This is a genomic window from Aeromonas sp. HMWF017 (assembly GCF_003061465.1).
In the GTDB taxonomy this organism is placed as follows: Bacteria; Pseudomonadota; Gammaproteobacteria; order Enterobacterales; family Aeromonadaceae; genus Aeromonas; species Aeromonas veronii.
Map to the genome: position 1 here is coordinate 1 of NZ_QAJD01000014.1, position 4,231 is coordinate 4,231.

Here is a 4,231-nt window from a genome sequence, read left to right on the forward strand (position 1 = left end):
CCCCAACAAACGCCCCCCTACCCCATTGCCCTGATTGAGCAGCAAGCTCAGCGAAAAACCGGCAGGAAAGAGCAGCACCAGCGCCAGATCGTTGGGATCTCCCAGCACAGAGCCCAGCTCGCGCCCTATGGTCACCCGGGTCCCCTCCACCAGCCCGATCCCACTCGCCTTGTTGTAGAGGGCCACCAGCGCCACCAGACAGCCCGCCACAACAAAGGTGCGCACCGCCAGCGCAAAATCCTCCGGGGTGCGCACCAGCCAGGCGGTGGCCAGGGTCATCAGATAGATCTTGCTGTAGCTGCCAGTCCAGGTGGCGATCGCCTCGCCCCGGTTGCTGGCAAACAGCACACCGATGGAGACCATCACAAAGAAGGCCGTCAGCCAGCTCAGGGCTGGACTCCAGTAGGGCTTGATCCGGCCGGTCAGCAAAATGTGCCAGACCAGCGCGCCGATGGCGGCCAGCGAGAAGAGCAGCGGGATCTTGAGGGGATAGAGCTGGGGGAACACCTCATGCAGCCGAAAGAAGGAGAAGGTGACAAACCCCAGCACCATCAAGAAGGGCCAGCGCAGGGCAAACCAGATGGCGGGAATGGCAAGGCCGAGCACCGGCAACAGCAAGGGATGGGGAAGCCGCCACCAAAGCAGGGCCAGCACCAGACAAATGGCGCTTGCCCAAATGGCTGGCGTTAGACGAGCCATGATCCTGCCCACCATTGGCCGAGCCAGACCATCGCCAGCGCCCCGAGCGAACTGGCCCAGAGGGTCGAGAGGCGATACGGCAGCGGCAGCAACCGCTGGCTCACCAGATAAAAGGCCAGCGCCCGTACCAGATAGACCAGCAGCAGGGTCCAGATCACCCCGGCAACCCCGAAGGGGGGGATGGCGAGCAGAAAGCCTGCCACCCCAAGGGCGCTGCAGCCCAGATTGATCACCATCTGGGCATTGCTCTTCTCGCCGCTAAAGCAGCCGACATTGAGCAAGTCCGAAACATTGCGCACCGCCATACCCAGCACCAGCAGCGGAATATAGGCGATCGCCCCGTGATAGCTCTCCGGAGTCAGCCAGCGAATAAGCAAGGGGGCTGTGAGCCCGACAATCCCCGCGGTGACAAACCCCAGCACCGACCCCATCACGCTGTAGTGGGCATTGAGCCGCAGTCCATCCGGCTCGCGCAGCAGCATGAAACGGCGGGGATACCACCAGAGGGCAAAGGGTTGCAGCAACAACCCCACCGCCAGCGCCAGCTTGCCCGCTACGGCGTAGTAGGCAAGCAGCGCCTCCCCCACCACATCGGCCAGCAACCAGCGATCCAGTCCGCTCAGGGCAAAGCCTGCCAGCCCGCTCACCACCAGGGGCAATCCATAGCGCAGCAGCGGCCGATAGTGCTGCCAGTCAAAGCGGATCCCGCTATCTCGCCACTGCCAGAAGCTCAGCAGCAGCGCCAGTGCAACACAGGTCAGGGTGCCGGAGGCCAGCACCCCGCTCACGCCCCAACCGAGCCAGAGCCACCAGCCGGTCAGCACCGACTGGATCACCGCCTTGCCTGCGGTCGCCACGAAAAAGAGCCGCGCCTGATTGCGCATCCGCAGCCATGCCAGCGGCACGCCGATCACCCCTTCAAACGGCAGGGCGCAGAGCACCCAGCGCACATCCGCAAGGCGGGTTTCCACCGGCAGCCAGGCTTGCACCACAGGTGCCAGCAGCCAGAGCAGCACCAGACTGGCCAGGGCAATCAACCAGACCAGACCAAACATGCGGGCCACCACCTGCTGGCGCTCCTGCTCATCTTTCGCCAATCCGGCAAAGCGGTAGAGGGCATCCACCAGCCCGAAGCCCAAAATAAGGGAACCCAGATTGATGAGGGTCAGCAGCACCTCCAGCTGGCCGTATTCGCGAGGCAGCAGCTGATGGGTCAGCACCGGCAGCATCAGCAGGGAGATCCCCTTCATCAGGAGCAAGCCGCCGGCGTAATAGAGCATGGCAATCTGGTTCACACCAAGTTTCATAGGGCCTCCCAGCCTCCCGAAGCATCCCGCTTCGGGTCAGCTACCGCTAATGCAAAGCCCACGCCACTCACCCCCGCCCTGAAGCGATAGCCCCTTAGTGCGGCTTAACCGTCCAGAACAGGCCCAGAATGAGACTGGCATTTGCGTTTTGCACAACGCGGGCTGCAAATTGCACCGACCGGCGCAATCTGCCCCTCCTCTTAGCCCCATTTGGCCTGATCACGCTGGGGTCGTCCTGTTGGCCCGATCCCTGCTTTCTGCTTAGCGAGCAACGGACTGCACCAAAGGGAGAGGTCGCCATGAACACCATCAACCTGCACCGGATGAAAAGCTGGGCCAAACAGGGGGAAACGCCACTGGCCCGCCGGGTATGGCGCTTGGCCAAAAGTGCCCGTCACTGGTCATTCCCCGTGATCCCTCCCCTGCATCGGCTGCTTTATCGGCTCTATCTGCTCGGCAGCAACGCGCTGGCGACCCTGACCCGCACCCTCTGGTGGACCCCCTTGTTTCAATCTCGCCTCACGGCCCCCGCCCCGCGCCTCTATCTCTATGGTGGCATCCCCTATATCAGCGGTCCGGTCACCATCGAAATTGGTGCCGACTGCCGCCTCAGCGCCGCCATGACCATCAGCGGCCGGGCATCGAGCCAGACACCAAGGCTGGTGATTGGCCGCAATGTCGGGATTGGCTGGCAAACCACCCTGGCGGTGGGCAGCAAGATAGTGTTGGGGGATAACGTCAGAATTGCTGGCCGTGCCTTTCTGGCGGGCTACCCCGGGCATCCCGTCAATGCACGCGATCGCGCCCTTGGCAAACCGGATCGCGATGAACAGGTGGGGGCCATTGTGCTGGAGCAGGATGTCTGGCTTGGCACCGGGGTGATGGTGATGGCCGGTGTCACCATAGGCGCCGGCACCATTGTCGCCGCTGGCAGCGTCGTCACCCGGGATCTGCCCGCAGGTGTGCTGGCAGCGGGTGTACCGGCCACCGTACTGCGCCCCTTGCAGCCACAGGATCACAGCGACCCCGCACACGCTTCGGAGACCTTTGCATGAAACCACACTCACTGCCGCAACTGGTGGTATTGGGCGAGGATTGGGGCCAGCACCCCTCCAGCACCCAACACCTGATCAAGCGTCTGTTGCCCGATTATCAAGTGCTCTGGGTCAACTCCATCGGCATGCGTTGCCCCCGCTTTACCCTTCATGATCTCACCCGCATCGTCCGCAAACTGGGGGCCGTGCTGCGCGGCGCGCGCCATTCTGGCAGCCAGTCGGTTGCGCCATCAGAGGTCAGCAGCCCCCGGGTGCTGCCGCCGCTCGCCTTGCCACTGCCCGGCAGTCGGCTGGCGGGCAAGATCAATGGCCACTGGCTGGCGGCGCAGATCCGGCGTCAGCTGCCCGAGCTGGATCGCCCCTTGCTCTGGATCTCCCTGCCCAGCGCCGTCGATCTGATTGGAAAGCTCGAAGAGCGGGCGGTGATCTACTACTGCGGCGATGACTTCTCGGCACTGGCAGGGGTGGATCATCAGGCCATCGCCCACTGCGAGGCCCGACTGGTGGAAAAAGCGGATCTCATTCTGGCCGCCAGCCCCGCGTTGGCCAACCGCTTTCCCCCCCATAAAACCCGGCTGCTCAGCCACGGCGTGGATCTCGAGCTGTTTATGCCCCCCAGAGAGCGCCCGGCGGATCTCCCCTCCGGCCGCCCTATCGCCGGATTTTACGGCAGCCTGAGCGACTGGATTGATATCCCCCTGCTGGCAGAGACGGCTGCCGCCATGCCCCACTGGGATCTGGTGCTGATTGGCCCGGTCCAGACCGATATCTCCCCCCTCAAGGGGCTCCCCAATATCCATCTGCTGGGGCCCCGTCCCCATCACACGCTGGCGGCCTATGCCCAGCACTGGCAGGTGAGTCTGCTGCCCTTTGTCGACAACGCCCAGATCCGTGCCTGCAATCCATTGAAATTGCGCGAATATCTGGCCGCAGGGCGCCCCATCGTCAGCACCGATTTTCCGGCACTGGATGGCTATCGGGATCAGATCCAGCTCCCCCACGATGGGGAGAGCCTGGCCCAGGCCATCAATCGTGCCGCCTTTGATCAATCCAATCCGGGCTGGTTTCAGGAGAGTGGCTGGGAGGGGCTCACCCGCAGCGAAGGGCGCCACACACGCCAACAGCAGGTGGCCCTGCAAAGCTGGGATCACAAGGCTGCCGAGCTGAACA

Annotated in this window: 3 protein-coding genes and 1 pseudogene; 2 read left to right on the plus strand and 2 right to left on the minus strand. The window is 63.6% G+C overall.

Features of this window, described 5'->3' with window-relative positions; all coding sequences use genetic code 11:
- Both DBR30_RS01370 and DBR30_RS01375 read right to left on the minus strand, forming a co-directional pair.
- Window positions 1–699, minus strand: a pseudogene (locus DBR30_RS01370) (oligosaccharide repeat unit polymerase); the annotation flags it as partial.
- The gene (locus DBR30_RS01375) at window positions 687–2,006 is read right to left on the minus strand and encodes a lipopolysaccharide biosynthesis protein (protein ID WP_108541952.1); all 1,320 of its coding nucleotides are present in this window, start codon (window positions 2,004–2,006) and stop codon (window positions 687–689) included. The pseudogene DBR30_RS01370 and the gene DBR30_RS01375, both read right to left, overlap by 13 nt.
- 299 nt (window positions 2,007–2,305) lie before the next feature.
- Here DBR30_RS01375 and DBR30_RS01380 point away from each other — a divergent pair, with 299 nt between their 5' ends.
- Both DBR30_RS01380 and DBR30_RS01385 read left to right on the plus strand, forming a co-directional pair.
- Window positions 2,306–3,061, plus strand: a complete 756-nt coding sequence (locus DBR30_RS01380; RefSeq protein ID WP_108588154.1) for an acyltransferase — start codon at window positions 2,306–2,308, stop codon at window positions 3,059–3,061.
- Window positions 3,058–4,231: glycosyltransferase (locus DBR30_RS01385; protein ID WP_108588155.1), on the plus strand; the 1,174-nt coding region annotated here is incomplete at its 3' end. The genes DBR30_RS01380 and DBR30_RS01385, both read left to right, overlap by 4 nt.

What these genes read in the sequence shown, in the direction of transcription:
- DBR30_RS01375 (WP_108541952.1), bottom strand. Translation starts at nt 2,006, where the DNA reads ATGAAACTTGGTGTGAACCAGATTGCCATGCTCTATTACGCCGGCGGC.
- DBR30_RS01380 (WP_108588154.1), top strand. Translation starts at nt 2,306, where the DNA reads ATGAACACCATCAACCTGCACCGGATGAAAAGCTGGGCCAAACAGGGG.